This window comes from Nonomuraea sp. NPDC049684 (assembly GCF_044465345.1).
Taxonomy (GTDB): domain Bacteria; phylum Actinomycetota; class Actinomycetes; order Streptosporangiales; family Streptosporangiaceae; genus Nonomuraea.
Window position 1 is genome coordinate 981,706 of record NZ_JBITLO010000002.1, and the last position, 24,071, is coordinate 1,005,776.

Here is a 24,071-nt window from a genome sequence, read left to right on the forward strand (position 1 = left end):
CGAGGCCAGGCCCACCCCGCGCCGGGTAGGGTCCGCCACATGCACATCCTCGCCACCGAGGGGCTGACCAAACGCTTCCCCACCGTCACCGCGGTCGACGGGCTCACGGTGACCGTGGGATCCGGCGTCACCGGGCTGGTGGGGGCGAACGGCGCGGGCAAGTCGACACTGATCAAGATGCTGCTCGGCCTGCTGCCGCCCAGCCAGGGCGCCGCGCGGGTGCTCGACCTCGACGTCACCGCGCAGGGCGCCGAGATCCGCCGGCTCGTCGGCTACATGCCCGAGCACGAATGCCTCCCTCCCGACGTCTCCGCGACCGAGCTGGTCGTCCACCTCGCCAGGATCTCCGGGCTGCCGCGCACGGCCGCCCGCGAGCGCGCCGCCGACGTGCTGCGCCACGTGGGCCTGGCCGAAGAGCGTTACCGCCCGATCGGCGGCTACTCCACCGGCATGAAGCAGCGGGTCAAGCTGGCCCAGGCTCTCGTGCACGACCCCAAGCTCGTCTTCCTCGACGAGCCGACCAACGGGCTCGACCCGCGCGGCCGCGACGAGATGCTGACGCTGATCAGGCGCATCGGCACCGAGTTCGGCATCAGCGTGCTGGTCACCTCCCACCTGCTGGGCGAGCTGGAACGCATCTGCGACCACGTGATCGTCATCGACGGCGGCCGCCTGCTGCGCTCGTCGGCGATCTCGGAGTTCACCCAGGCCACCCAGACGGTCACGGTCGAGGTCGAGGACGGCCTTGAGCCGCTGGCCCGGCGCCTGACCGAGACCGGCCAGACCGTCTCCCAGCAGGGCCGCCTGCTGGTGGTCAAGGTGCTCGGGCCCGAGACCTACGACGCCGTCCGCGACGCCGCCGTCGACCTCGACCTGTGCCTGATCCGCCTCGAACAGGGACGCCACCGCATCGAGGACGTCTTCAGGGAGGAGGCGGCCCATGTCTGAGATCTACGACATCGGCTACCGGCACTACGACGGCCCCCGCATGGGCGGCGCGTACGCCACCCGCGCGCTCACCGTCCACAGCCTGCGCGGCGTCTTCGGGCTCGGCCGTCCGGCGCGCAGCAAGATCGTGCCGTTCGCGCTGGTCGTCATCATGCTGATGCCCATGGTGGTGTCGATCGCGTCCATGGCGCTGGCCAAGCAGCGGCTCATCCCCTACAGCGGGTTCGCGGTGATCATGCAGGCCGTGGTGGCCATCTTCCTGGCCTCGCAGGCCCCCACGGTCGTCGCCCCCGACCTGCGCCACCGCGTGCTGCCCCTGTACCTGTCGCGGCCGATCTCGGTCTTCCAGTACGTGGCCGCCAAGGTGATCGCGATGACCGCCGCGCTGTTCCTGCTGATCGGCGGGCCGCTGACGCTGCTGTGGGTCGGCGAGCTGGTCGTGGACCTGCCGGGGCCGCCGGCCACCGGCGAGTTCCTCGGCGCGCTGCTCATGGCGCTGGTGCTGGCGCTGCTGCTGTCGGCGTTCGGGCTGGCCCTCGCCTCCTTCACGCCGCGGCGCGGGCTCGGGGTGGCCTCGGTGATGACGGTCTACCTGCTGTCCTCGGCGTCGGTGCCGCTGCTCTACGGCACGATGCTCAGCACCGGGAACGAGTCGTCGGCTCCCTGGGCGTGGTTGATGAACCCGTTCTGGCTGGTCGACTCCGTGCAGTCGTGGCTGTTCGGCACCCCGTCCCACGCCGACAGCGCGTACCCGAGCGGTCCCGCCTCGGCGGCGATCCTGGTGGTGCTGATCGGCGTCGGCCTGGCCGCTCTCGCGCTGCGCTACAGGAAGGCGGCCTCGCGATGAAGATCGAGCTCTCCCAGGTGTCCCGCTGGTACGGCAACGTGGTGGCGGTCAACGACGTGACCATGACGATCGGCCCCGGCGTCACCGGCCTGCTCGGCCCCAACGGCGCGGGCAAGTCGACGTTGCTGCACATGATGGCCGGGTTCCTGGCGCCGTCCGGCGGCTCGGTCACGCTGGACGGCACCCAGGTCTGGAAAAACCACCACATCTATCGAAATATCGGTCTGGTCCCGGAACGTGAGGGCGTGTACGGCTTCCTCACCGGCTGGCAGTTCGTCCTGTCCGCCGCCCGCCTCCACGGCCTCCCCGACCCCGTCGAGGCCGCCCGCAAGGCCCTGGCCACGGTCGAGATGGAGGAGCCGAAGGACCGCCGGGTGGAGACGTACTCCAAGGGCATGCGCCAGCGGGTCAAGGTGGCCGCCGCCCTCGTCCACGACCCGGCCGTGCTGCTGCTCGACGAGCCGTTCAACGGCATGGACCCGCGCCAGCGCCTCCACCTGATGGACCTCATCCGCGCCATGGGCACGGCGGGCAAGACGATCCTGTTCAGCTCGCACATCCTGGAGGAGGTCGAGCGGGTCGCCCAGCACATCGAGGTCCTGGTGTCGGGCCGGCACGCCGCCTCGGGCAACTTCCGCGAGATCAGGCGCCTGATGACCGACAGGCCCCACCTGTTCGTCATCCGCTCCAGCGACGACCGCAAGCTCGCCGCGGCCCTGATCCGCGACGAGTCGGCCGGCGGCATCACGCTCCGCCCGGACGGCCTGGAGGTGCAGGCGACCGAGTTGCGGCGCTTCGCCCGGCTGCTCCCCCGCGTCGCCCGCGACGAGGGCGTGCGCCTGCACCAGGTCTCCCCCGCCGACGAGGACCTGGAGAGCGTCTTCTCCTACCTGATCAACAGGAGCACCTGAATGAACACCGTGGTCGCCGGCATCACGTACCGCTCACTGCTCGGGCGTCGCCGCATCATCCTGCTCCTGCTGCTTCCGCTGGCCCTGATCGCCCTGGCCGTGCTGCTGCGCGTGGCGACCGGCGCCGACCAGAAGCTGGCCGTGGACCTGATGCAGAAGTTCGCGATCGCGGCGATGCTGCCGCTGCTGGGGGTCATCGCGGGCACCGGCGTCATCGCGCCGGAGATCGACGACGGCACCGTCATCCACCTGATGTCCAAGCCCATCTCCAGGCCCGTGATCGCCCTGACCAAGTTCGTGGTGGCGGCCTCGCTCATGGCCCTGTTCGGGGCTCTGCCGACGTACGTGGCGGCCTGGATCCTGGTGGGCGGCGAGGACGGCATCGCGACCGGCTTCGCCCTCGGCGCCCTGGTCGCCGGCGTCGCCTACGCCGCGCTGTTCCTGCTCCTCGGGGTCGTGACCAAGCACGCGGTCACGATCGGCGTCATCTACGCCCTCGTCTGGGAGGTCACGGTGGCGGGCATCATGGCCGGGGCCCGCAAGTTCTCGATCCAGGCGTGGGCCAACACCATCGCCGACCAGCTCTCCGACTCGCCGTTCCTGAGGTCGGACGTCACGATGGGCTTCGCCGTGCCGGCGCTGGTGATCGTGACCGTGGGCGCGGTCTTCTGGGCCGGTCGCAGGCTGCGGGTGTTCGCCCTCACCGGCGACGAGTAGCGGCACGGCGGGTACGGCACGCGGCCGTACCCGCTCAGGCGCGTCAGGAGGCGCAGGCCGTACGGACCACGTCGGCCAGGCGGCCCGCCACCTGGTTGGCGTGCTCCTCGGAGGCGGCCTCCACCATCACCCGGATCATGGGCTCGGTGCCGCTCGGCCGGATCAGCACCCGGCCGGTCTCGCCCAGCTCCGCCTCGGCCTCGGCCACGGCGGCGATGAGCTCGGGCACCGACGCCTTGCCCTTGTCGACGTCCTTGACGTTGATCAGGATCTGCGGCAGCGGGGTCATCACCGAGGCCAGCTCCTTCAGCGGGACGCCCGACTTGGCCACAACGCCCAGCAGGTGGAGCGAGGTGAGCAGGCCGTCGCCCGTGGTGGCGTGGTCGAGCAGGATGACGTGACCGGACTGCTCGCCGCCCAGGTTGAACCCGTCGGACTTCATGCGTTCGAGCACGTAACGGTCGCCGACCGCCGTCTCGATCACGGTGATGCCGGTCTCGCGCATCGCCAGCTTGAAGCCCAGGTTGGACATGACGGTCGCGACCACGGTGTCCTTGGACAGCAGGCCGTCGCCGTGCATGGCGGCGGCGAGCACCGCCATGATCTGGTCGCCGTCGACGACCGTGCCGGTGTGGTCGACCGCCAGGCAGCGGTCGGCGTCGCCGTCGTAGGCCACGCCCAGATCGGCGCCCCTGGACACGACCACCTGCTGGAGCTTGTCCAGGTGGGTGGAGCCGTGCCCGGCGTTGATGTTGAGCCCGTCGGGCCTGGCGCCGATGGCCTCGACCCGGGCGCCCGCACGCACCAGCGCCTCGGGCGCGACCATGTGGGCGGCGCCGTGCGCGCAGTCGACCACGACGTGCAGGCCGTCGAGCGCGGCGGTCATCGTGGTCAGGACGTGCGAGATGTAGCGGTCGGCCTCGCCGTACGCGTCGCGCACGCGGCCGACCCCCGAACCGACGGGGAAGGACCAGCTCTCACCGAGCCGGCGCTCGATCTCGTCCTCGACCGCGTCGGACAGCTTGAAGCCGCCCCTGGCCAGGAACTTGATGCCGTTGTCCGGCGCCGCGTTGTGCGAGGCGGACAGCATGACGCCGAGGTCGGCGCCGAGCGCGGCGGTGAGATGGGCGACGGCCGGGGTGGGCAGCACGCCGAGGCGCAGCACATCCACTCCGGACGCCGCGAGGCCGGCGACCACTGCGGCCTCCAGGAACTCCCCGGAGGCTCGCGGGTCCCGGCCCACGACGGCCACGGGACGACGTCCCGTGGCCGCGAACGCGCCCGCATCACCGAGTACATGGGCGGCCGCCACGGACAGGTCCATGGCGAGCTCGGCCGTGAGGTCGCGACCAGCGACCCCACGTACCCCGTCGGTGCCGAAAAGGCGCGCCAATTTAGCGCTTGCTGTACTGCGGAGCCTTGCGGGCCTTCTTGAGGCCGTACTTCTTCCGCTCCGTGGCGCGGGCGTCACGGGTGAGGAAGCCGGCCTTCTTCAGCGGCGGGCGGTTGACGTCGACGTCCAGGATCGCCAGGGCGCGGGACAGGCCCATGCGCAGCGCGCCGGCCTGGCCGGTGACGCCGCCGCCGTCGATGCGCGCGATGACGTCGAACGCCTCTTCGGCGCCGAGGACCACGAAGGGCTCGTTGACGATCTGCTGGTGGACCTTGTTCGGGAAGTAGACGTCCAGCGAACGACCGTTGATCGTCCACTTGCCGGTGCCGGGGACGATGCGCACGCGGGCGATCGCCTCCTTGCGGCGGCCGGTGCCGTACGAGTTACCCGTGGTGACGGGCTTGCGCACGGGCGCGTCAGCGCTGGCAGCGGACTCGGTGGTGTACTCGGACGGGAAGTCCTCGCCGGAGAATTCCTCCAGCTCGGTCTCGACGACCGTCTCGACACCGGTGGGCTCAGCCACGGTTCTCCTCTAACTCTTTCGAACTACTACTGGGCGATCTGGGTGATCTGGAACTGCACCGGCTGCTGAGCCTGGTGCGGGTGGTCGGAACCCGCGTAGACCTTCAGCTTCTTGGCCATCTTCCGGCCGAGGGAGTTCTTCGGCAGCATGCCCTTGACGGCCTTCTCGACGGCCTTCTCCGGCCGCTTGTCCATGAGCTCGCCATAGGTGACGGAACGCAGACCGCCCGGGTAGCCCGAGTGACGGTAGGCCTTCTTCTGCTCACGCTTGTTACCGCTCAGCGCAATCTTGTCGGCGTTGATGACGATGACGAAGTCACCGGTGTCGACGTGGTTGGCGAAGATCGGCTTGTGCTTGCCGCGGAGCAGGTTCGCGACGTGGCTGGCCAGCCGGCCCAGCACGACATCGGTCGCGTCGATGACGTACCACTGACGCTGGACGTCGGCGGGCTTCGGTGAGTACGTGCGCACGGTCGTAGCCTTCTTTTGCTCGCGTCTTCGGCGCTGTCGGATGCGACAGCTACATGGGTCGGTCGGTGCGGGCACACGGCAGCCCGGACCTTCCGTCTCCCGAGCCCGATGGGCTTGATGATGGGAGATGACGCCGGACGCGCCGCGCATCGGTCACGCTGGACCTATGCACACAACGAACGATTAGGTTACCCGCCTATCGGCGCGCAGGTCAAAAGACCGGTAACCCTGCACGAGTCTACCCGACAGCAGAACGGTTCCATTTCGTTTCCCTGGGATCCCTTCTTTCCCAGTACCCGACATCTCTATCGTTAGCTGCGGTATGTGGCGGAACTCTCACACCCGGCAAACCCAGCGGGGCGCGCGGCGCCGGAACAGCCTGGGCGTGCTGGCCTGCCTGATGGCCGCGCTGTTCACCGGCGTGCTGCTCGGCCGGCTGTCCGACGACGTCGAGCCCACCGCCCACATCTACCTCAACGAGACCGCTCCGCCGGCCGCGGCCACCGCGCGTCCCGCGCCCACCGCCGGGCAGAAGGCCCAGCCCGAGCTGGACCGCATCCCGCGGCAGGCCAGCACGGTCAGGACGCCGCGCGGCAGGTCCACCCCCAGGCCCGCCAAGACCCCCGAAGGGCAGATCGCCGGCTTCGACGCCCCGGACGACCCGACCCAGGTGTTCACCGGCGGCGGCGACCAGGCCAAGGTGATCCCCGGCATGGCCGCCCAGGTCGTCACGCTCACCAACGCCGCCCGCGCCGAGCACGGCTGCGGGCCGCTGCGGGTGGACGGCAGGCTGGGACGCTCGGCGCGCGAGCACTCGCTGGAGATGGCCCGAACCGGGCAGCTCGCCCACAACTCCCCCGACGGCGCCTCCCCCTGGGACCGCATGGACCGCGCCGGCTACCACTGGGGCGCCGCCGAGAACATCGGCAACGGCTACAGCACGCCCGAGCAGGCCGTCCGCGGCTGGCTGGACAGCCGCGACCACCGCAGGAACATCCTGGACTGCACCCTCAAGGCCATCGGCGTCGGCGTCGCCGCCGGACCGGACGGCCCATGGTGGACCCAGGACTTCGGAACTCAATGACGCACATCACGGTAATGTCTCCGCATGGTTTCCAACGGCAATGAGGAACGTGGCATGGACAGCGGTCCCCGCCGTTCGCGCAGGGAGCGCGCCGCCGAGAGCGAGACCACTCAGCAGTCTCCGTTCCCGCAGCCACCGTCTTCGCAGTCTCCGTTCCCCGGGCCTTCGCAGCCGCCGCCGTCCGCCCGCACCGGCCAGTTCCTGCCGCCGGAGCAGCCCGGCCAGTCCGGATCATTCGGCCAGTCCGGATCGTTCGGCCAGTCGGGGGCGTTCGGTCAGCCGCCCTATTCGTCGCAGTCCGAGCAGTCGGCGCAGTCGGGACAGCCAGGACAACCGGGGCAGTCAGGGCAGGCGGGTCAGTCCGAGCAGTCGCCGCAGCCGCAGCAGAGCCGGGTCGGCTGGAGCCCCTACGACGAGGGCAAGCGCTCGCGCGCCCCGCTGTGGTTCGCGATCGGCGGCGTCCTGCTGCTGGGCCTGCTCGGCGGCGGCCTGGCGCTGATGTGGAACGCGGACGGTCCCAGCACCGCCGCGGCCGGCGCCCCCACCAGGACCTCCGCGCCGCTCCCCTCGGCCCCGCCCGGCAAGTACGGCTTCGCGGCCGAGCGCAAGACCGACCCCGACCCGATCACGGTCAAGGAGATCTTCGGCTCGACCAAGAAGATCAACGTCTCGGGACGCGCGTACGAGATGACGGTCACCAGCAAGGACAAGAAGTGCACCGACGGCGCGCTGGGCGACAAGCTCCAGAAGGCGCTCAAGTCGGGCAAGTGCACCCAGCTCCTCCGGGCCAGCTTCCGCGACAAGTCCGGCAAGGTGATCGGCACGATCGGCGTGGCCAACCTCAAGACGAGCGGCACCGCCAGCAAGGTGGCCAAGGTCGGCGACGCGAGCAACTACGTCAAGCCGCTGGCCGGCAAGGACAGCGTCACCAAGATGCTCGGCTCGGGCAGCGGCGGCGCCAAGATCTCGACGCACGGCCACTACGCGATCATGGTGTGGTTCCAGAACAAGGACGGCAGCAAGCCGGACAAGAAGGAATCCAAGCGCATCCTCGAAGCCATCAAGGACCTCAGCGACGCGACCGTCTTCAAGGCTCTGGACAACCGTTCGATGACGGGCAGCGCGCTCAGCTGAACCGGCATCCCACCCGATAACCCCCCAAAGAGGGCGGCGGATCCCGCGAGGAACCCCCATACCGACATAACGATCTCGCTACTCTCGCTAGGCTCGCCCTATGCGTGGCCAGGAACCCGGGTCCGAGCACGATCGCAGGGAAGCCGACCGTACGACCGCATCACCGATGCCACCGCCGAGCTTCGGCCGCATCGGCAGCGGCGTCCCGTCGGCGTTCTCTCCGTCAGGTGAGCCGACCGGCGACGAGACGCGGGTTCCAGGTGGCACTCCACCGGAGCCGGCTGAGGCGTCCGCCGGCGTACAGCCGTGGGAGGTGGCCGGCGACGACTCGGCCCCCTACGACTGGTTCGCCGACGACTCCCCCGACCCCACCGCTCCCCCACCCCCACCCTCCTCCACGCCCACCATCAGCACCCCCTTCGCCACCCCAGCCACGTCCTCCGGACCGGGCACCCCAAGCGCCTCCTCTGGGCTCAGTGCCCCAGGCGATTCCTCTGGGCCCCGGCCTGCAGGCGTGTCCTCCGGACCCGGCGCGCCAGGCGCGTCTTCTGGGCTCGGTGGCCTTCCCGGGACCTCCGGCCCCCGTGCGGGCGGCTCCTCCGAAGCCTCCGGTCCCTTCGCCGTCCCTGGGCCTCCCACCGCCTTCGGGGCGCCCGTACCCGCCACCGGCGCCCCCTTCGCGCCTCCCGGGGGCGACGCCTCCCAGGGCCCGAGAGTCGGCGAAGACACCGTCGCGACCTCCCGGGCCCCCCGCGGAAACACCGGCCCTTGGCCGACCCGCGCGCCGAACACCCCCGCCGGCGCTCCCTCCACCCCGACCTCGGCCGCCACCCCTCCGGCCTTCGGATCCGGCGCCCCCGGCACCCCCGGTACCCCTGACACCTCCGCTTTCGGGACCTCCGCCCCCGGCCCTGGCCCCTCCGGAGCACCCGCCTCTGCGTCCCGTATGCCCGGAACGCCCGTCTCGGCTTCCGACCCCGCAGGGGTTCCGGATGCCCCCGAGTGGGCTGTCGACGCCCCGACGAGGCCCGCGTGGGCCCCCCAGATTTCCGACGCAGCCGGCGAGCCGTCCGGATCGTCCGCGGCCGCCCAGCCCGCCTGGGCCCCCCAGGCTCCCGATCAAGCCGCCTCGCCGCCCAGGGCCGTCCCCGACCCCGGACGCCCCCTCGGCACCCCCACGGAAGCCGGATGGGGCCCCAGGCCGATCAGCGAGACCGGGCCCGGCACAGGCGCCGCCGACACCCCCGCCTGGGCCCCCCAACCCCCCGACCAAGCAGCCTGGACCCCCAGAAACGCCGCCGAAGCCACCTGGGGCCCACAACCCCAGAACGACGGCGACTGGGGCCCGCGGCCAGGGGGCAACCCCGCCATGGGCCCACGGCCAGAGAACGACGCCTCCTGGAATCGGCACCCCCACAACGACGCCCCCCAGGGCCCGCAACCGGAGGGTGGCGCCCCCTGGAGTCGGCACCCCCAGAACGACGCCAGTCGGGGTCCGCAGTCCGGGGAGACCCCCACGCGGGACGCGCAGCCGGAGGACGACGCCTCCTGGACCCCTGCCCCCGGCCAGTGGGCCGCCGTCCCGGAGGAAGACCCTCCCGCCTGGCCGGGCCAGTCAGCCGTACCGGGCACGCCGCCGTGGGAGCAGCCAGGGCCGGTCGTGCCGGGCGCGCCGCCGTGGGAGCCGCCGCCGGCGTTCACGGCCGCCGCCGCGGGCCTTCAGGTGTGGCCCGCCCCGGTCGCCGACCCGCACGCCATGCCCCCGTGGCCAGCCGCCACGGGGGAACTCGTAGCCGAGCCGGACACCGACGACCCGGCCCTCGGCGACCGGGCCTCTGGTGACCGGGCTCTTGGCGACCGGGCCTTTGGCGACCGGGCGCTCGGCGACCCCACCGCCCGGTTCCCCACCACTCAGGCCGGTCACCCCGCGCCCCCGGCAGCCGCCGACCGCCGGCCCACCCCGTTCCCCACCCAGCCGACCGACACCCCGATCGGCCGCTCCACCACGCCCACCGGCGCACCGGCCACCCACCCGACAGCACCGCCCGGCACGCCGACCGGCCACCCCGCAGAGCCACCGCCCGGCACGCCCACCGGCCACTCCGCGAATCCACCGACCAGCCCGAAGGCCGGTCGGCCCGCAGAGCCGCCGACGGGCCCGTCGACCGGCCGCCCCACAGAGCCACCGACCGGCCCGACGACCGGTCGGCCTACAGCGTCGCCGGGAACCCCGTCCACCGCCGCGGCCGGCACCGCCTCAGCCGGTACCGCCGCCACCGGCGTGCCCGCCGACCCGAACGCCACAGCACCGGCGTTCCCTCACGACCCCGCCGCGCCGTACAACCCCGCCGCGCCGTACGACCAAGACGCGCCGTACGACCCCGCCGCGCCGTACGACCAGAACGCCCCGTACGACCAAGAGGCCCCGTACGACCCCGGCCACCCGCCGTACCCCGGTGACGCCCTCGACACCCCGGACGCCGCGCCGCACGACGCCCCCGCCCCCGTACGGTTCGGTTCCGAGCCCGGGCGGTTCAGCCCCGAGGCCGCAAGCTTCACCCCCGAGGCCGTTTCGTACGACCCCGATGCCACCCGCCCGGGCGGCATCCCCAAGGCGGCCCACTACTTCGACCCCGAGGCCGCCAAGCGCGACGCCGCCGCCACCGTCCAGCAGCATGCCACCCCGGCCCCTCCCCGCGACGAGCACGAGGAGCACGAGGAGCACGACCCGGCAGCCCTGGACACCCCGCCTCAGGGCATGCGCGCGTCCGACCCCCGTGAGGAGCCCACCGGCCCCATGCGGACGGCCCACCACGTCGAGCCCCACCCCACCAACCCGACGGGCCGCCCCCCGGAGCCGGGCGACGTCCCCGTATGGCCCCCAATGCCCCCGGCCGAGGACAAGCGCCCAGAGGAGAAGCGCCCGGAGGACAGGCACCCGGACGCCAGGCCCGACGAGGCGACGCAACGCGCGACCGGCCACTCTCCCGACGCGCCTGCCCAGAACGCCCGCCCAACGGAACGGGACCCGGACGACAAGCAGGCCGAACCCCGGCCTTCACCAGAGCCGCATCAGGACCCGTCCCCCACCCAGGAGAAACTCCCCGACCTGCCCTTCAACCAGGACCTGTGGACGAAGCGGCCCGGCACCGCCCTGGACCTCCCCACCCCGCCCCACGGCACGCCCACCTTCCCACCCGGCGCCTTCAGGCAGCCCCCGTTCCAGATCCCACCCCCGCCACCCCCGGCCCGCGGCAAGAGCAAGCGAGCCCTGCTCGTGACCCTCGGCGCACTGGCCCTGGCAGGGGTCGCGACCGGCGGCTTCTTCGCCTACCGCGCGCTGAGCACCGCCCCGCCGGCCGCCACGACCGCGGGCGCCACCCCCGCCCCGCCCACGCTGCTGCCCACCTCGGAGCTGACCACCAGCCCGCCCGCCGACGTCCCGGGCGCGTCGATGCTCAATTCGGAGGAGACCGACCCGAAGAAGATGTCCCTGACGGAGGCGTTCCCGAAGAAGAAGGTCTCCGCCGCCGGCACGACGTTCACCAGGGTCAAGACCGACACCGAGACGAGCTGCGACAAGGCGGCGACCGGCGCGTTCGCCGACGCGCTGCGCGAGCGGAAGTGCAGCCGGATCATCCGGGCCACCTTCGTCGACAGCAAGCGCCGCTACGCCGTGACCACCGGCATCGCGGTGCTGCCGACCAAGGAGGACGCCGTCCAGACCGACCAGGCCAAGAACCTGCCGCGCAACGTCTGGTTCCGCGCGCTGCCGGGTGCGAAGGGAAGCGGGGGCGAGCGGGTGTCCATCGCCGGCGGCTACGCGGCCGGCCTGGTGTGGGGCAGGTACATCGTGTTCAGCTACGCCACCCACGCCGACGGCCACACCCCGGACGCCGGCGACAAGACGCTGGCCAAGGTCAGCGGGGCGTTCAGGGACCAGACCTCACTCGTCCTGGAGCGCCGCGTCACCAAGGGCTGAGAGCGTGCGGACCCGCCGGGTGGCGGCCGCCCGCGCGGCGAGTTCGTCCGCCGCCGGGTAGCCGACCTCCTCCAGGCACAGCCCGTGCGCGGGCGCGACGTGCACCCCGGAGTCCCGTACGGCCCGCGTCAGCACCTGGCCGGGCCACTCCACCGGCCGTCGCCCGTCGCCCGCGGCCAGCAGCGAGCCCACCAGCGCCCGGACCATCGAGTGGCAGAACGCGTCGGCCACGACGGCGGCCACCAGCACGCCGTCCGCCTCGCGCGTCCACTCCAGGCGCTGCAGCTCCCTGATCGTCGTGGCGCCCTCGCGCTTCTTGCAGAACGCCGCGAAGTCGTGCTCGCCCACCAGCCGCCGGGCCGCCTCGTTCATGGCGTCGAGGTCCAGCGGACGGCTGTGCCAGACCACCTCGTGCCGCCGCAGCGGATCGACCCCGCCCGCTATGTCGCACACCCGGTACGCGTACCGCCGGAACATCGCGGAGAATCGAGCGTCAAAGCCCTCAGAAGCCACCGAGACCCGATGAACGCGTACATCCAGGGGCAGGAGCCCGCCCAGCCGCCGGACGAGCGCAGAGAGCCGCTCATCGACGTCCAGGGGCCCGCGGTTGCCGTCGAGCTCGGCGAGGGACCCGGCCGGCACATCCACGTGCGCCACCTGGCCGCGCGCGTGCACGCCCGCGTCCGTACGCCCGGCCACGGTCAGCGCGGCCGGCTCGCCCAGGCGCAGGATCCTGGTGAGCGCCAGCTCGATCTCACCCTGGACCGTACGGCGACCGGGCTGCCTGGCCCATCCGGAGAAGTCGGTCCCGTCGTATGCCAGATCCAGGCGGAGCCGTAGCACGATCGTCCCTTTCGCGTTCACGGAAAAGGGCCCGGACCCCCGCGAAGGGGATCCGGGCCCGATTCAACCAGCCTGAGAGATCAGGCCTCGTCCTTCTTCGCCTCGGCCTCGGCGGCCGGAGCCTCCTCGGCGGCAGCCGGGGTCTCCTCGGCGGCGGCCTCGGGGGCCTCGGGCGCCTCGGTCTCGGCGGCCTCGGTCTCCTCGGCAGCCGGAGCCGGAGCGGCAGCGGCGGCCGGAGCCTCGGTACGGCGGGTGGTGACACCGTTCAGCGGCTCGGACACCAACTCGATGACGGCCATCGGAGCGTTGTCGCCCTTACGCGCGCCGACCTTGGTGATCCGGGTGTAACCACCCGGACGCTCGGCGAACGTCACCGCGATCTCGGTGAACAGGTGGTGAACCACGCCCTTGTCCTTGACCACGGTCAGGACCTGGCGACGGTTGTGGATGTCGCCCTTCTTCGCCTTGGTGATCAGGCGCTCCGCCAGCGGGCGAAGGCGCTTGGCCTTGGCAACCGTCGTACGGATCTTGCCGTGGCGGAACAGGTCCGTGGCGAGGTTCGCCAGGATCAGCCGCTCGTGCGCCGGGCTGCCGCCAAGACGTGCACCCTTGGTGGGCTTGGGCATTGCTTTCTCCTCTTGGGTTAACCCGCCCCGGCCGTACCAGGTACCGGAGTCGGGCCGGCCGCAGTCACCACGACTGGGCCGTTACGTTCGTCACGCGCCGAGCGGCTGGGCCACTCGGCGCGTGCGGGGCACGTGCGGAGACGGGTCTCCGCACGAGGCTCAGTACTGCTCGGTCTCGACGTACGCGCTGTCGTCGTCGTCGTAGCCGCCGCCGGCCACCGCGCTCGGGTCGAACCCGGGCGGGGAGTCCTTGAGCGCCAGCGACATCTCGTGCAGCTTCTGCTTGACCTCTTCGATCGACTTGGCCCCGAAGTTCCTTATGTCGAGAAGGTCCTGCTCGCTGCGGGCGACGAGCTCACCCACGGTGTGGATGCCCTCGCGCTTGAGGCAGTTGTAGGAGCGAACGGTCAGGTTCAGCTCCTCGATCGGCAGCGCCAGGTCGGCGGCCAGGGCGGCGTCGGTCGGCGACGGGCCGATGTCGATGCCCTCGGCCTCGACGTTGAGCTCACGGGCCAGGCCGAAGAGCTCGACGAGGGTCTTGCCGGCCGAGGCCACCGCGTCGCGGGGCTTCATGGCGGGCTTGGTCTCGACGTCGAGGATGAGACGGTCGAAGTCGGTGCGCTGCTCGACTCGGGTCGCCTCGACCTTGTAGGTGACCTTGAGCACCGGGGAGTAGATCGAGTCGATCGGGATGCGACCGATCTCCTGGCCCGGCTGCTTGTTCTGGGCGGCGGAGACGTAGCCGCGACCGCGCTCGACGGTCAGCTCCATCTCCAGCTTCGCCTTGCCGTTGAGCGTGGCGATGCGCAGCTCGGGGTTGTGCACCTCGACACCGGCCGGAGGCGCGATGTCGGCGGCGGTGACCTCACCCGGGCCCTGCTTGCGCAGGTACATCACGACCGGCTCGTCGTGCTCGGAGGAGACGACCAGCTCCTTGAGGTTCAGGATGATGTCGGTGACGTCTTCCTTGACCCCGGGAACGGTCGAGAACTCGTGCAGCACGCCCTCGATGCGGATGCTCGTCACGGCCGCGCCCGGAATGGACGACAGCAGCGTGCGACGCAGCGAGTTGCCGATGGTGTAGCCGAAGCCCGGCTCCAGCGGCTCGATGACGAACCGCGACCGGGTCTCGTCGATCGACTCTTCGAGAAGAGTCGGGCGCTGAGCGATCAGCATGGTGTGGGTTCTCCCCTTGTCGTGTGACGCCCGCTATATGACGCCACTCCGATAAACAGTCTAGTTCGGGCACGGAAGACCGCGTATAGCGGTCTTCCGTGCCCGAACTAGGACGTCAGTGACTACTTGGAGTAGTACTCGACGATGAGCTGCTCTTGGACCTGGGTGTCGATCTGCTGGCGAACCGGCAGCTGGTGGACCAGGACGCGGAGCTTCTCCGGCACGACGCCGAGCCACGCGGGAACGGTGCGCTCGCCCGCGGTCGCCCGAGCGACCTCGTAGGGCAGCAGGTTGCGCTTGTTCTCGCGGACCTCGATGATGTCGTGCTCGCGAACGCGGTACGACGGGATGTCGACCTTCTTGCCGTTCACCAGGATGTGGCCGTGGCGCACCTGCTGGCGGGCGGCGTCACGCGACTGGGCGAAGCCGGCGCGGTAGACGACGTTGTCGAGACGGCTCTCCAGGATCTGGAGCAGCACCTCACCCGACTTGCCGCTCTTGCCCGCGGCCTCTTCGTAGTAGTTGCGGAACTGCTTCTCGAGGACGCCGTAGATGCGACGGGTCTTCTGCTTCTCGCGAAGCTGAAGCTGGTACTCGGACTCCTTGGGGCGTCCGCGGCCGTGCTCACCCGGCGGGTAAGGACGGATCTCGATGGGGCACTTGGCGGACTCGCACTTGCTGCCCTTGAGGAAGAGCTTGGTCTTCTCGCGACGGCAGAGCTTGCAGTCCGCGCCCGTGTAACGAGCCATTTCTCAATATCTCCTGGGGAAATTCAGACGCGGCGGCGCTTCGGCGGACGGCAGCCGTTGTGCGGAACCGGCGTGACGTCCTGGATCGAACCCACCTCGAGGCCGGTGGCCTGGAGGGAGCGGATCGCGGTCTCACGGCCGGAGCCGGGACCCTTGACGAACACGTCGACCTTGCGCATGCCGTGCTCCATGGCGCGGCGGGCGGCGTTCTCGGCGGCCATCTGAGCGGCGAACGGGGTGGACTTACGGGAGCCCTTGAAACCCACGTGGCCGGCGCTGGCCCAGGAGATCACGTTCCCGTTGGGGTCGGTGATCGAGACGATCGTGTTGTTGAACGTGCTCTTGATGTGGGCGTGCCCGTGAGCGACGTTCTTCTTTTCCTTGCGGCGCACCTTCTTCGGGGCACCCTGACGGCTCTTAGGAGGCATTGTTTGCCATTACTCCTGAGATCTTCGGTCCGCGGCTGTGGACTACTTCTTACCGGGCTTCTTCTTACCGGCGACGGTCTTCTTCTTGCCCTTACGGGTACGCGCGTTGGTCTGCGTGCGCTGACCGTGGACCGGAAGGCCCTTGCGGTGCCGGATGCCCTGGTAGCAACCGATTTCGATCTTGCGACGGATGTCGGCCTGGACCTCGCGGCGCAGGTCACCCTCGATCTTGAAGTTCGCCTCGATGTAGTCACGCATCGGGACGAGCTCGGTGTCGGAGAGCTGGTGCACGCGGAGGTCGCCGCTGACACCGGTCGCCTGGAGGATCTCCTGGGCGCGGGTGCGGCCGATTCCGTAGATGTAGGTGAGAGCGATCTCCAGCCGCTTCTCGCGGGGGAGGTCGACGCCAACCAGGCGAGCCATGGTCGGGCATTCTCCTTCTTTTGGGCGGAGGTCTTGCGCCGCACTACCCCTCCCCATGCCCGGGGTGAGGGCCCCGGCCTCCGACCGGGGGTCTCCTGAGTGGTCCGGATTGCTCCGCCTGCCCAGGTGTGAGACGCGATTACTGTCGCGGGCTCCTCATGCGTCGAGCCCGCTCCCTAATTCGGGGCGGACTCGGAGAAACCTTGCGTACGACTAACCCTGACGCTGCTTGTGGCGCAGGTTGTCGCAGATCACCATGACGCGACCGTGCCGGCGAATCACCTTGCACTTGTCGCAGATCTTCTTGACGCTCGGCTTTACCTTCATTGTCCTTCGTGTTCCTCAGACGTCTTACTTGTATCGGTAGACGATCCGCCCGCGACTCAGGTCGTAGGGGCTCAGTTCAACGACTACCCTGTCGTCCGGCAGAATTCGGATGTAGTGCATCCGCATCCGTCCGCTGATGTGGGCCAGGACCTTATGGCCGTTGTCGAGCTGCACCCGGAACATGGCGTTCGGGAGCGACTCAACCACAGTGCCCTCGATCTCGATGGCGCCGTCTTTCTTGGCCAAAATCCCTCGCGTTTCACTGATCGGTCGTCTGAGGCTCCGGTTCACTAAGCAGCCGCGACCTCACGCTTCGAAGAGAGCGGCGATCGGCAAAGACCGCCGACGCGTGTAAGTCATAGTGAGCCGACTAAGGAGTGTACGACACCTGAGCCCAAAACGCGAAACGCGTGCCAGGTGTCCTGACACAACCATGTAAGAGTCTACCCCACGGCCCGCACTCCTTCGTCCACACGCCGAAGGGCCCGCCGGGCGGACCGGCGAGCCCTTCGCGAGGTGCCGCTAGTAGACGCGGTGCCGGTCACCGCAGTACGTAGCCGGGCCGCCCCAGCACGTCCAGGTGTAGATCTTCTTGATCCCCCGGCCGGACCAGGTCTCGTCGTGGCTCCCGTCCCACTTCGTGGAGAACTGGTGCCAGCTTCCGTTCGCGTGGTACCGGAACCACACGTACCCCAACCTCGGCGTGGACTCCTTGCCGTACCAGTGGGTGTAGACCTTGCCGTGCGACCGGTACGTGCTCCCGTGCGTGGACGCCTTGTGGTTGCCCGAGTAGAACGTGCCCCACCCTCCGGACGAGGCCGCCTGGGCGGCCGGGGCGACGGCGAGACCGGTGACGGCGATCGAGCCGGCGAGGGCGGCGGCTGCGAGGACCTTGCGCATCTGATTCCTCCGTGAGTCGTGTTCCCGACACGGCACACGCTAGGAACCAGCGCCGTCACGCACTGCGGAGGAATACACACAGTGCATTACGCCACATAAGGCTCCGGGCTAACTGCGCTTCGGCCCGTTCCCGAAGATGGTGCTCATCAGCAGGATCGCGCCCCAGGGCCCCATGACCCACAGCGGCCACGGATAGATCATGTGGCCGGACGAGACGCTCACGATCAGCCAGATCACCCAGTTGACGGCGCTGGCCGCGGCCCAGGCGCCCCAGGCCGCCCGCATGCCCGGATGCAGGTTGCCGCGCGTCGCGGGCACCGCCTCGGGCTTGGCCGGCCGGTGACGCAGGTCGACGTCGGGCAGGTCGGCCGTCAGCTTGGCCAGGTCACCGTAGGTCTTGCTCTTGTAGAGCTCCTCGAGCCGCTCGTTGAACTCGTCCATCGTGATGCGGCCCTGCGCGGTGTGCTCCCGGAGGATGGCGGCGACCCGGTCGCGGTCGACGTCCGAGGCACGCATCTCGGGGCTGTTCGCCATTCCACCACTCCCGGGGGTCAGGGCTGAAGGTGACTCAGGCGCTCTTCGCCACCGTCCAGGGCGGTAAGCACCCAAGGTCCATTATGTGTCACCGCGACGCTGTGTTCGAAGTGCGCAGAGGCCTTCCCGTCGATCGTCACGACCGTCCAGTCGTCGGACAGCACGCGGGTGCGCTCGGTGCCGAGGTTCACCATGGGCTCGATGGCCAGGCACATGCCCTCCTCCAGCAGCGGGCCCCGGCCCGGCTTGCCGTGGTTGGCGATCCACGGGTCCATGTGCATCTCGGTGCCGATGCCGTGGCCGCCGTACTCCTGGGGGATGCCGAAGCGGCCCTGGGATTTCACGTAGCGCTCGATCTCGTAGCCGATGTCGGACAGGTGGCGGCCGACCTTCAGCGCGGCGATGCCGCGCCACATGGCCTCCTCGGTGACCCGCATCAGCTCGGTCAGCTTCGGGTCGACCTCGCCGACCGGCACCGTGACGGCGGAGTCGCCGTGCCAGCCCTCCAGGATCGCGCCGCAGTCGATGGAGATGACGTCGCCCTCGCGCAGCTTGCGGGCGTCCGTGGGGATGCCATGGACCACCTCGTCGTTGACGGACGCGCAGATCGTCGCGGGGAAGCCCTGGTAGCCCTTGAACGACGGGATCGCGCCCTCGTCCCTGATCGCCTTCTCGGCGATGGAGTCGAGGTCGAGCGGGGTCATGCCGGGCTCGACGGAGCGCCTCAGCAGATCGAGCGTGCGCCCGACCACCAGGCCGGCGGCCCGCATCTTCTCCAGCTGCTCGGGCGACTTGATCTGGATTCCGTGTCGGTTTCTCTTGAACATTGTTCGGCACCCCCCGGGGTTTCTGACGGGCCTCGTGGGAGCCCTAATTCCCCCACAATAGCCGCACACAAAAAAGCAAGGTGGCACGGATATCCGTGCCACCTTCGCAGGAGATCGTGTCCGGCGTCATCCCAGGTACGGGCGGATCGCCTCCATGGCCCGCTGCGTCACCTCTTCGACCGGCCCGGTCGCGTCGACGCCCACGAGGATGCCCTCGTCGACGTAGTACGAGACCAGCGGCGCGGTCTGCTCCTGGTAGACCTCCAGGCGGTGCCTGACGGTCTCTTCCTTGTCGTCGTCCCGCTGGAACAGCGCGCCGCCGCAGGCGTCGCACTTGTCGTCCTTCTTGTCGTCGAACTCCACGTGCCAGATACGGCCGCACTGACTGCACGTGCGCCGCCCCGCCAGCCGCCGGACGACCTCGTCGTCGTCCACGACCAGCTCCAGCACCAGGTCGAGCTCCAGACCCCAGTCCTTGAGCATGTCGCGCAGGATCTCCGCCTGCGCGACGTTCCTCGGGAAGCCGTCGAGCAGGAAGCCGTCCTGCGCGTCGTCCTCGGACAGTCGGTCGCGGACCATGGCGATGGTGACCTCGTCGGGCACGAGATCGCCACGGTCCATGAAGGTTTTGGCCAGCTTGCCGAGGTCCGTGCCGCCCGAGACGTTGGCACGGAAGATGTCACCTGTCGAGATCTTCGGGATGGACAGGTTCGATGCGATGTACTGGGCCTGTGTCCCCTTACCCGCTCCGGGGGGCCCGACGAGAACGAGACGCACTACCGCAGGAAACCTTCGTAGTTACGCTGCTGGAGCTGGCTCTCGATCTGCTTCACCGTGTCCAGGCCGACACCAACCATGATCAGAATGCTCGTCCCTCCGAACGGGAAGTTCTGGCTAGCCCCGGCCACCGCCAGCGCGACGATCGGGATCATGGAGATCAGACCCAGATAGAGCGCGCCGGGCGCGGTCAGACGGGTGAGCACGAAGTTCAGGTATTCAGCCGTCGGACGGCCGGGACGGATGCCCGGAATGAACCCACCGTACTTCTTCATGTTGTCGGCGACTTCAGCGGGGTTGAACGTAATCGACACGTAGAAGTACGTGAAGAAGACGATCAGCACGAAGAACGTGATCATGTAGACCGGGTGGTCGCCCCTGACCAGGTACTGGGAGATCCACTGCACGACCGCGTTGTTCGACGTCGGGAAGAGCGAGGTCAGCAGCTGCGGCAGGTAGAGCAGCGACGAGGCGAAGATGACCGGGATGATGCCGGCCTGGTTGACCTTCAGCGGGATGTACGTCGAGGTGCCGCCGTACATCCTGCGGCCCACCATGCGCTTGGCGTACTGGACCGGGATGCGGCGCTGCGCCTGCTCGACGAAGACCACGGCCGCGATCATGAAGACACCGACGACCATGACGACCGCGAAGGTGAACTTGTTCGCCTGGAAGATGTTGGTCAGCTCGGACGGGAAGACCGCGACGACCTGGGTGAAGATCAGGATGGACATGCCGTTGCCGACGCCGCGGTCGGTGATGAGCTCACCGAGCCACATGATCACCGACGTGCCGGCCGTCATGATGATGACCATCGTGACGATGCCGAAGATGTTGTCGGGGTCGAGCAGGACGTCCTGCTGGCAGTTGGGGAACAGCTGGCCGGACCGCGCGAGCGCGATGAAGGCGGTCGACTGGAGGACGCCGAGGCCGATGGTCAGATAACGCGTATACTGCGTGATCTTGGCCTGACCCGCCTGGCCCTCCTTCTTGAGAGCCTCAAGACGTGGAATCACCACGACGAGCAGCTGGAGAATGATGCTCGCGGTGATATACGGCATAATGCCCAGCGCGAACACCGACAGCTTCAGGAGCGCACCACCACTGAACAGCTGCACCATCCCGTAGATGTTGCCGGTGGCTCCGTTACGGGCCTGGTCGAAACAGGCCGCGAGGTTCTGGACGTGAACTCCCGGAGTCGGAAGAACCGAGCCGAGACGGAACAGCGCGATGATGCCCAGGGTGAAGAGCAACTTCTTGCGCAGGTCCGGTGTCCGGAACGCCCGGGTAAACGCGGTCAGCACGGTCCCTCCTGCGCGCCTTTATGGCGATGTGAGTATGCGGTGGTGCGGGGATCTGCCATGTCAAGTCTCAAGTCAAACGAGCCGGACAGAATCCTGCCGTCTCGCCGAACTCTAACGCACTAAGGGCGTGGGGGCCCATTGTCGGAACCCCCACGCCTCGTCATAGCGGAGCTACAGCTCGGTAACGGAACCACCGGCGGCGGCGATCTTCTCCTTCGCGGCGGACGAGAAGGCGTGAGCCGTAACGTTCACAGCGACGGAGATCTCGCCGGTGCCGAGCACCTTCACGAGCTGGTTCTTGCGAACGGCGCCCTTGGCCACCAGGGCCTCGACGGTGACGTCGCCACCCTCGGGGAACAGCTCGCCGAGCCTGTCCAGGTTGACGACCTGGTAGGTCGTCTTGAACAGGGCGTTGGAGAAGCCCTTGAGCTTCGGCAGACGCCTCTGCAGCGGCACCTGGCCACCCTCGAAGCCGAGGGGAACCGTGGTACGGGCGTGGCTGCCCTTGGTGCCGCGACCGGCCGTCTTGCCCTTGGACGCCTCGCCGCGACCCTTGCGGATCTTGGACTTGTTGGCACCCGGGGCAGGACGCAGGTCGTGAATCTTGAGCGGAGCCTTGTCAGTCATGACTAGTCGACCTCTTCCACCTCGACGAGGTGCGTCACCACGGACACCATCCCGCGAATCTCGGGACGGTCCTCCTTGACGACGACATCGCCGATTCGCTTCAGGCCAAGCGAACGCAGCGAGTCACGCTGGTTCTGCTTGCCACCGATCTTCGAGCGAACCTGAGTGATCTTCAGGCGTGCCATGACTAGCTCACCGCCTTCGCGGCCGCGGCCTCGGCGATGCCCTCGCGCTGAGCCTTGAGCATGCGGGCCGGAGCCACGTCCTCGATCGGCAGGCCACGGCGGGCGGCGATCTCCTCGGGGCGGGAAAGGCCCTTCAGAGCCGCCACGGTGGCGTGCACGATGTTGATCGGGTTGTCCGAGCCGAGCGACTTGGACAGCACGTCATGGATGCCGGCGCACTCCAGGACCGCGCGCACCGGGCCACCGGCGATGACGCCGGTACCGGCCGACGCCGGACGCAGGAAGACGACACCGGCCGCCTCCTCGCCCTGCACGGTGTGCGGGATGGTGCCCTGGATGCGGGGCACCTTGAAGAAGTGCTTCTTGGCCTCTTCGACGCCCTTGGCGATGGCCGCGGGGACTTCCTTGGCCTTGCCGTAACCGACGCCGACCAGACCGTTGCCGTCACCGACGACGACGAGGGCGGTGAAGCTGAAGCGACGACCACCCTTCACGACCTTGGCCACTCGGTTGATCTTCACTACGCGCTCGATGTACGAGACGCCCTTGTCGGCGGCGCCACCGCGGCGATCGTCACGACGGTCCCGCCGCTCGCCACCGGTGCCGCCACCGCGACGCGGAGCTGCAGCCATCAGTGGTTCCTCTTCTCAGTTGCCATCAGAATTCCAGCCCGCCTTCGCGGGCGCTGTCCGCCAGGGCCGCGATGCGACCGGCGTAGCGGTTGCCACCGCGGTCGAAGACGACCTTGGTGATCCCGGCTTCCTTGGCCCGCTGAGCGAGGAGCTCGCCGACCTTCTTGGCCTTCTCCGTCTTGTCGGCCTCGAGCGTGCGCAGCGAGGCGTCCATGGTGGAGGCGCTCACCAGCGTGTGGCCGACGGAGTCGTCCACGATCTGGACGAACATGTGACGGGTCGAGCGGTTGACGACCAGGCGCGGACGCTCGGCCGTACCGACGACGAACTTGCGGACGCGGCGGTGACGGCGAGCCCGCGAGACGGTGCGGGCAGCCGTGTGCTTGCTGAACGCAGTCTTCGGAGCCATGCCTACTTACCAGCCTTTCCGACCTTGCGGCGGATCTGTTCGCCCTGGTAACGCACGCCCTTGCCCTTGTACGGGTCAGGCTTGCGCAACTTGCGGATGTTGGCCGCGACCTCGCCGACCTTCTGCTTGTCGATGCCGTCCACGTGGAACAGGGTCGGCTTCTCGACGCGGAAGGAGACACCCTCGGGGGCGTCGACGATGACCGGGTGGCTGAAGCCCAGCGAGAACTCCAGCTGCGTCGGGCCCTTGGCCTGGACGCGGTAACCGACGCCGACGATCTCCAGGGACTTGGTGTACCCCTGGGTGACGCCCTGCACCATGTTGGCGATCAGCGTCCGGGACAGGCCGTGCAGCGCACGGACCTTGTTCTCGTCGTTGGGCCGGGAGACGGCGATGGCGCCGTCGTCGTCACGACCGACCGTAATCGGGTCCGCGACCGTGTGAGAAAGCGTGCCCTTCGGGCCCTTGACCTGGACATCCTGGCCGGTGATCGTGATGTCTACGCCACTGGGCACAGGGATGGGCAGCCGTCCGATTCTCGACATGCTGTGTTCCTCCCCTCTACCAGACGTAGGCGAGGACTTCGCCGCCCACGCCACGCTTGCCGGCCTGCTTGTCGGTCATGAGTCCGGCGGACGTCGAGATGATCGCGACGCCCAGCCCGCCCAGAACTCGAGGCAGGTTGTCCTTCTTCGCATAAACCCGCAGACCGGGCTTGGAAACCCGGCGCAGGCCCGCGAGCGAACGCTCACGGGTAGGCCCGAACTTGAGCTCCACCACGAGGTTCTTTCCGACCTTGGCGTCTTCGACGGCCCAGGACTGGATGTAACCCTCCTGCTGGAGGATCTCGGCGATGTGCGCCTTGATCTTCGAATACGGCATCGACACGCTCTCGTGGTACGCCGAGTTCGCGTTGCGCAGACGCGTCAGCATGTCTGCGATCGGGTCGGTCATCGTCATGGCCAGTGGCCTTCCTCGCCGCGGTTTCCAGTCGGCCAAGCAGCGCTCTGCCGGTGGACCTTCGGCGCGGTCATGGACGCAAAGCGTCCTGTCTTCTTCTGAACATGGACCCCGGGGGACGACGCGGAGCCGCCCCCCAGAGTATCTACCAGCTCGACTTGGTGATGCCGGGCAGCTCGCCCCGGTGCGCCATCTCGCGGAAGCACACGCGGCACAGGCCGAACTTGCGGTACACCGCGCGCGGACGACCGCAACGCGAGCACCGGGTGTAGGCCCGGACCTCGAACTTCTGCTTGCGCCCCGCCTTGGCGATCAGCGACTTCTTCGCCATTGGA

30 protein-coding genes are annotated in these 24,071 nt (G+C 69.2%); 7 read left to right on the forward strand and 23 right to left on the reverse strand.

Annotation, left to right across the window (positions count from 1 at the left end; translation table 11 throughout):
• The first annotated feature begins 39 nt into the window (after positions 1-39).
• From ACIBST_RS10300 to ACIBST_RS10315, 4 genes are read left to right on the forward strand one after another with little or no spacing between them, the layout of a single operon-like run.
• Positions 40-948 (forward strand): ABC transporter ATP-binding protein, encoded by a 909-nt coding sequence (locus ACIBST_RS10300; RefSeq protein WP_397170674.1) that lies wholly within the window; start codon positions 40-42, stop codon positions 946-948.
• Positions 941-1,795, forward strand: coding sequence for an ABC transporter permease (locus ACIBST_RS10305; RefSeq protein ID WP_397170676.1), 855 nt, complete (start codon positions 941-943; stop codon positions 1,793-1,795). The genes ACIBST_RS10300 and ACIBST_RS10305 overlap by 8 nt, the downstream gene beginning before the upstream one ends.
• Positions 1,792-2,706 (forward strand): ABC transporter ATP-binding protein, encoded by a 915-nt coding sequence (locus ACIBST_RS10310; protein ID WP_397170677.1) that lies wholly within the window; start codon positions 1,792-1,794, stop codon positions 2,704-2,706. The genes ACIBST_RS10305 and ACIBST_RS10310 overlap by 4 nt, the downstream gene beginning before the upstream one ends.
• Entirely contained in the window at positions 2,707-3,423 is a 717-nt protein-coding gene (locus tag ACIBST_RS10315) for an ABC transporter permease subunit (protein WP_397170678.1), read from the forward strand.
• Positions 3,424-3,466: 43 nt separating this feature from the next.
• Here the strand turns inward: ACIBST_RS10315 and glmM are convergent, their stop codons facing one another.
• The 3 genes from glmM to rplM are packed head-to-tail and all read right to left on the reverse strand — an operon-like array spanning position 3,467 to position 5,809.
• Positions 3,467-4,816, reverse strand: coding sequence for a phosphoglucosamine mutase (gene glmM / locus ACIBST_RS10320; protein WP_397170680.1), 1,350 nt, complete (start codon positions 4,814-4,816; stop codon positions 3,467-3,469).
• Position 4,817: 1 nt separating this feature from the next.
• The gene (rpsI, locus tag ACIBST_RS10325; RefSeq protein ID WP_125644639.1) at positions 4,818-5,339 is read right to left on the reverse strand and encodes a 30S ribosomal protein S9; all 522 of its coding nucleotides are present in this window, start codon (positions 5,337-5,339) and stop codon (positions 4,818-4,820) included.
• A 26-nt stretch (positions 5,340-5,365) separates the two neighbouring features.
• Positions 5,366-5,809, reverse strand: coding sequence for a 50S ribosomal protein L13 (gene rplM, locus ACIBST_RS10330; protein ID WP_352328322.1), 444 nt, complete (start codon positions 5,807-5,809; stop codon positions 5,366-5,368).
• A gap of 322 nt (positions 5,810-6,131) precedes the next feature.
• Here rplM and ACIBST_RS10335 point away from each other — a divergent pair, with 322 nt between their 5' ends.
• The 3 genes from ACIBST_RS10335 to ACIBST_RS10345 all read left to right on the forward strand — a co-directional run bounded on the left by ACIBST_RS10335 (position 6,132) and on the right by ACIBST_RS10345 (position 12,009).
• Positions 6,132-6,893, forward strand: coding sequence for a CAP domain-containing protein (locus ACIBST_RS10335; protein ID WP_397170681.1), 762 nt, complete (start codon positions 6,132-6,134; stop codon positions 6,891-6,893).
• A 54-nt stretch (positions 6,894-6,947) separates the two neighbouring features.
• Entirely contained in the window at positions 6,948-8,027 is a 1,080-nt protein-coding gene (locus tag ACIBST_RS10340; RefSeq protein ID WP_397170682.1) for a hypothetical protein, read from the forward strand.
• 1,369 nt (positions 8,028-9,396) lie between these two features.
• A complete protein-coding gene (locus tag ACIBST_RS10345) occupies positions 9,397-12,009 on the forward strand; it encodes a hypothetical protein (protein ID WP_397170684.1) in 2,613 nt (870 codons plus the stop codon).
• Here ACIBST_RS10345 and truA read toward each other — a convergent pair.
• The 20 genes from truA to ACIBST_RS10445 all read right to left on the reverse strand — a co-directional run bounded on the left by truA (position 11,974) and on the right by ACIBST_RS10445 (position 24,067).
• Positions 11,974-12,852, reverse strand: coding sequence for a tRNA pseudouridine(38-40) synthase TruA (gene truA, locus ACIBST_RS10350; RefSeq protein WP_397170685.1), 879 nt, complete (start codon positions 12,850-12,852; stop codon positions 11,974-11,976). The two genes, ACIBST_RS10345 and truA, sit on opposite strands and share 36 nt — an antisense overlap.
• Positions 12,853-12,932: 80 nt before the next feature.
• Positions 12,933-13,478 (reverse strand): 50S ribosomal protein L17, encoded by a 546-nt coding sequence (rplQ, locus tag ACIBST_RS10355; protein WP_364389332.1) that lies wholly within the window; start codon positions 13,476-13,478, stop codon positions 12,933-12,935.
• A gap of 159 nt (positions 13,479-13,637) precedes the next feature.
• Positions 13,638-14,654 carry a DNA-directed RNA polymerase subunit alpha gene (locus tag ACIBST_RS10360; protein ID WP_043623495.1) on the reverse strand — a complete coding sequence of 339 codons (1,017 nt, stop codon included), beginning with the start codon at positions 14,652-14,654 and terminating at the stop codon, positions 13,638-13,640.
• A gap of 122 nt (positions 14,655-14,776) precedes the next feature.
• On the reverse strand, positions 14,777-15,403 hold the full coding sequence (gene rpsD / locus ACIBST_RS10365; protein WP_189652100.1) for a 30S ribosomal protein S4: 627 nt from the start codon (positions 15,401-15,403) through the stop codon (positions 14,777-14,779).
• 23 nt (positions 15,404-15,426) lie between these two features.
• Entirely contained in the window at positions 15,427-15,831 is a 405-nt protein-coding gene (gene rpsK / locus ACIBST_RS10370; RefSeq protein ID WP_020542285.1) for a 30S ribosomal protein S11, read from the reverse strand.
• A gap of 42 nt (positions 15,832-15,873) precedes the next feature.
• Positions 15,874-16,254 carry a 30S ribosomal protein S13 gene (gene rpsM / locus ACIBST_RS10375; RefSeq protein ID WP_125644650.1) on the reverse strand — a complete coding sequence of 127 codons (381 nt, stop codon included), beginning with the start codon at positions 16,252-16,254 and terminating at the stop codon, positions 15,874-15,876.
• Positions 16,255-16,467: 213 nt separating this feature from the next.
• Positions 16,468-16,581, reverse strand: coding sequence for a 50S ribosomal protein L36 (rpmJ, locus tag ACIBST_RS10380; protein ID WP_003956441.1), 114 nt, complete (start codon positions 16,579-16,581; stop codon positions 16,468-16,470).
• 24 nt (positions 16,582-16,605) lie between these two features.
• Positions 16,606-16,827 (reverse strand): translation initiation factor IF-1, encoded by a 222-nt coding sequence (gene infA, locus ACIBST_RS10385; RefSeq protein ID WP_012887858.1) that lies wholly within the window; start codon positions 16,825-16,827, stop codon positions 16,606-16,608.
• Between the two features lie 276 nt (positions 16,828-17,103).
• The gene (locus tag ACIBST_RS10390) at positions 17,104-17,481 is read right to left on the reverse strand and encodes a hypothetical protein (RefSeq protein WP_397170687.1); all 378 of its coding nucleotides are present in this window, start codon (positions 17,479-17,481) and stop codon (positions 17,104-17,106) included.
• 108 nt (positions 17,482-17,589) lie between these two features.
• Positions 17,590-18,015 carry a DUF1707 domain-containing protein gene (locus ACIBST_RS10395; protein WP_357982764.1) on the reverse strand — a complete coding sequence of 142 codons (426 nt, stop codon included), beginning with the start codon at positions 18,013-18,015 and terminating at the stop codon, positions 17,590-17,592.
• A 17-nt stretch (positions 18,016-18,032) separates the two neighbouring features.
• Positions 18,033-18,842, reverse strand: coding sequence for a type I methionyl aminopeptidase (map, locus tag ACIBST_RS10400; protein ID WP_397170689.1), 810 nt, complete (start codon positions 18,840-18,842; stop codon positions 18,033-18,035).
• Positions 18,843-18,968: 126 nt separating this feature from the next.
• Positions 18,969-19,619, reverse strand: coding sequence for an adenylate kinase (locus tag ACIBST_RS10405; RefSeq protein ID WP_397170691.1), 651 nt, complete (start codon positions 19,617-19,619; stop codon positions 18,969-18,971).
• Entirely contained in the window at positions 19,619-20,923 is a 1,305-nt protein-coding gene (secY, locus tag ACIBST_RS10410; protein ID WP_352327493.1) for a preprotein translocase subunit SecY, read from the reverse strand. The genes ACIBST_RS10405 and secY overlap by 1 nt, the downstream gene beginning before the upstream one ends.
• 171 nt (positions 20,924-21,094) lie before the next feature.
• Positions 21,095-21,550, reverse strand: a complete 456-nt coding sequence (rplO, locus tag ACIBST_RS10415) for a 50S ribosomal protein L15 (protein ID WP_352327492.1) — start codon at positions 21,548-21,550, stop codon at positions 21,095-21,097.
• A 2-nt stretch (positions 21,551-21,552) separates the two neighbouring features.
• Positions 21,553-21,735: a 50S ribosomal protein L30 gene (rpmD, locus tag ACIBST_RS10420; protein ID WP_080043226.1), complete on the reverse strand. Its 183-nt coding sequence runs from the start codon at positions 21,733-21,735 to the stop codon at positions 21,553-21,555.
• Positions 21,736-21,737: 2 nt separating this feature from the next.
• Entirely contained in the window at positions 21,738-22,367 is a 630-nt protein-coding gene (gene rpsE, locus ACIBST_RS10425; RefSeq protein ID WP_049572667.1) for a 30S ribosomal protein S5, read from the reverse strand.
• Positions 22,368-22,392: 25 nt separating this feature from the next.
• Complete coding sequence (rplR, locus tag ACIBST_RS10430) at positions 22,393-22,776, reverse strand: 50S ribosomal protein L18 (RefSeq protein ID WP_125644663.1); 384 nt, start codon at positions 22,774-22,776, stop codon at positions 22,393-22,395.
• A gap of 2 nt (positions 22,777-22,778) precedes the next feature.
• Positions 22,779-23,321, reverse strand: coding sequence for a 50S ribosomal protein L6 (gene rplF / locus ACIBST_RS10435; RefSeq protein WP_352327491.1), 543 nt, complete (start codon positions 23,319-23,321; stop codon positions 22,779-22,781).
• A gap of 16 nt (positions 23,322-23,337) precedes the next feature.
• A complete protein-coding gene (rpsH, locus tag ACIBST_RS10440) occupies positions 23,338-23,736 on the reverse strand; it encodes a 30S ribosomal protein S8 (protein ID WP_125644666.1) in 399 nt (132 codons plus the stop codon).
• Between the two features lie 145 nt (positions 23,737-23,881).
• On the reverse strand, positions 23,882-24,067 hold the full coding sequence (locus ACIBST_RS10445; protein WP_020542298.1) for a type Z 30S ribosomal protein S14: 186 nt from the start codon (positions 24,065-24,067) through the stop codon (positions 23,882-23,884).
• Between the last annotated feature and the right edge of the window lie 4 nt (positions 24,068-24,071).